At 70.3% G+C, this 2,960-nt stretch carries 2 protein-coding genes; both read right to left on the bottom strand.

Annotation, left to right across the window (positions count from 1 at the left end):
* Positions 1–27 precede the first annotated feature (27 nt).
* The gene (locus tag FJV41_RS48625) at positions 28–1,623 is read right to left on the bottom strand and encodes a cation:proton antiporter (protein ID WP_246137899.1); all 1,596 of its coding nucleotides are present in this window, start codon (positions 1,621–1,623) and stop codon (positions 28–30) included.
* Positions 1,624–1,693: 70 nt separating this feature from the next.
* Positions 1,694–2,860, bottom strand: coding sequence for a PQQ-dependent sugar dehydrogenase (locus FJV41_RS48620; protein ID WP_141649430.1), 1,167 nt, complete (start codon positions 2,858–2,860; stop codon positions 1,694–1,696).
* Positions 2,861–2,960: the final 100 nt, after the last annotated feature.

Genomic DNA, 2,960 nt, shown 5'->3' with positions numbered 1-2,960 from the left:
CCCGTCCCCCACCCGCGATGACGATTTTCACGACGCCTTCCTCCCGGGCTCCGTTGCCGGCTCGTCGCCGTGCGCTCCGTGCAACACCTTCTCCAGATTCAGCGTCCGCTCATCCAACTGCGCCAGCATGTGCTCCGCCGTCGTCTCGGGGATGAGGCCGCTCCTGCGCGCGACCTGCAGCGCCGTGCGCTCCGCGTCGATGAGCCGACGCCGCATGGCGATGAGGTCCCTCGCACCCTGCGCGAGGTGATGGTCATTGAGCCGCCGCAGCTCGCGCTCCGCGCGGGCGATGCTCACCTGGTACTCGCTGCGCAGGTGGTCATACGCGGCCCGAGGCACCAATCCCTGCTCGTGCAGCGACGCCAGTTCCTGGTGCGCCGCGCGACTGGCGATGAGCTTGCCGCGCTGCTCGGACATGGCCAGCGCCACCTCGTCCTGCTGGAACAGGCCCAGCCACTTCAACGCGTGGGTGAGCACCAATCCCTGACCCACCAGCGACACCAGCGTCACGCCGAAGGCGATGGCCACCAGCTTCTCGCGGCCCGGCGTCGTCTCCGGAAGACCCAGCGCGAGTCCGATGGAGAGCGCGCCCTTGATGTTGCCCACGATGAAGACGTGCTGCCAGCGCGGCGGCACCGCCTCCGCCGGACGAATGAGCCGCAGGAGCAGGAAGGGCCCATAGATGGCCACCGCGCGCCCGCCCAACACACAGCCCACCGCGATGGCCGTCTCTGGCAGGTAGCCGCTGAGCGTCTCCGGCTTGGTGGTGAGCCCCACCGCCAGGAACAGGAAGGTGTTCACCCCGAACGTGGCGTACTCCCAGAAGGAGTGGATGGCGACCCGACTCTGCGGGGACACGTCCTTGCGCAGCCCGACACCGACGGCCAGTCCCGCGACGACGGCGGAGATGGCACCCGACAGGTGAATCTGCTCGGCGACCACGAACGAGGCCAGGGCCACGGCCGTCGTCACCATGATTTCGGCCAGCGGGTCCTCGGTGCGGCGGATGACGAAGGCGCCCAGCATGCCCACCGCGAGTCCCACCACCGCGCCACCCGCCGAGGCGAGCAACACACGCGCGGCCAACATCGGCAGCGACGGCGCCGCTGCTCCCGCCACCACGCTGGCGATGGCCGCGTAGGCCACCAGCGCCGTGCCGTCGTTGAAGAGGCTCTCGCCCTGGATGATGCCGGACAAGCGAGGCGGCACCGGGGCGCGACGGAACGCATAGAGGATGGAGACGGTGTCCGTCACGGCCAGCAGCGCGCCCAGAAGCAGCGCGGGCCAGATGGCCAGGTCCACCAGGTAGTGCAGCGCGGTGCCCGTGGCGCCAATGGCCAGCACCATGCCGACGGTGGACAGGATGAGGATGGGCAGGGCATTGGCGCGGATGCCATTGAGGTCCGCGGTGATGCCGCCCTCGAAGAGCAGCGCCGGCAGGCAGACGAGGAACACCACCTCCGGGTTGAGTGGCGGCACGCCGGGGAGCAGGTTGCCCACCGAGATGAGCAGGCCTCCCACCACGAGCGCCACGTTGTAGGGCATGTTCGCCCGCTTGGCGGCGATGGCCAGGACGATGGCAGCCACCATCAATCCAATGACGAGAGGCATCTCCAAGTGCACGGCGCGCAGTCTTCCAGAACGGAAGAGCGAGGTCACGACCCCATCTTGAGAGGCCGGCTGGCAGCGGGCTTCAGCGCCTCAGGCGGAGGATGAGGTCCTTCTTCGCCCCGCAGTCCCCACGGCCATCGCAGTTGCTCGTGGTGACGTACAGGTGGCCGTCCGGACCCATGCTCACCTCGCGCAGCCGGCCATACGTGTCGCGCAGGTAGACCTCGTGGAGGGTGACTCGGGCGGGGTTGTCAGCGGCGAACCGCACGCGGTGCAGGTGCCGCGAGCCCAGCGTGCCCACCAGCAGTGAGCCCGTCCATTCGGGGATGGCGGTGCCGGTGTAGAGGGCGGCGCCCCCGGGAGGCATCGCGTCCGCGAAGGTGAGCGAGGGCGTGATTTGCCCCGCGTGAAGCTCGCACGAGTAGATGCCGGGCCAGCCCAGGTTGCTCCCAGGACGGGCGAGGCTCACCTCGTCGTGCCCCCGGCGCATCGTCTCGCCGCTCGGGCCGTGGTCCGTGACGTACAGCGTGGTGGCATCCTTCCAGTCCCAGCCCTGGAGGTTGCGGATGCCGGTGAGGAACGCGGGGGAGCCGGGGAAGGGGTTGTCCTGGGGGATTTGTCCTTCGGGAGTCAGGCGCAGGAGCTTGCCCGCCGGGTCATTGACGTTCTGCGAGCGGTCCGGCTCGCGGGCGTCACCGGTGCCCGCGTAGAGCATGCCGTCGGGGCCGAAGCGCAGCCGTCCTCCGTCGTGGTACGTCGCGGAGGGGATGCCGCCGAAGACGACGCGGTCGAACGTCGCGGTGGTGTGGTCCTCGGAGAGCGTCCACCGCTCCACGCGGTTCTCATCCTGGCCGCCCGCGTCGGTGGTGACGTACACGTAGAACTGGCGGTTCGTCGCGAAGTCCGGGTGCGCGGCGATGCCGAGCAGGCCGCCCTCCGCGGCGCGGGTGATGCGCACGGTGGCCACGGGCTGGGGCTGGAGCACGCCGGCCTTGAGCAGTCGCACGCGACCGGGTCGCTCGGTGACGAGCGCGTCTCCACCCGGCAGCCAGGCGATGCCCCAGGGGACCTCCAGGCCCTCGGCGACGACGTCCACGGTGATGGGCACGGCGCCATCAGGGCCCCAGTCGTCCGCGACGCGCACGCAGTCCTCGGGTGAGGCGGTGCCCTGGGATTGGCTCTTGCGACAGGCGGAGGCCGACACGGCGAGCACCACGAGGGCGGAGGCGAGCAGGCGAGAGGCGCGCATGGGGCGATTAATGTCCGCGGTCGGGTGGGGGCGCCAGCGTGACGGATGGCGGACGTGAGGGTGAGGACGCTCGGGGAGGCGTCCCTCGTCGGGAGGGTGG

The sequence above is a fragment of the Myxococcus llanfairpwllgwyngyllgogerychwyrndrobwllllantysiliogogogochensis genome, assembly GCF_006636215.1.
Taxonomy (GTDB): domain Bacteria; phylum Myxococcota; class Myxococcia; order Myxococcales; family Myxococcaceae; genus Myxococcus; species Myxococcus llanfairpwllgwyngyllgogerychwyrndrobwllllantysiliogogogochensis.
The sequence above is the reverse complement of the archived record's forward strand: the minus strand, read 5'-3'. Positions and strand labels throughout refer to the sequence as shown.

Excerpts from the sequence above, each read along its gene's own strand:
- FJV41_RS48620 (WP_141649430.1), bottom strand. The coding sequence starts at position 2,860 with ATGCGCGCCTCTCGCCTGCTCGCCTCCGCCCTCGTGGTGCTCGCCGTG.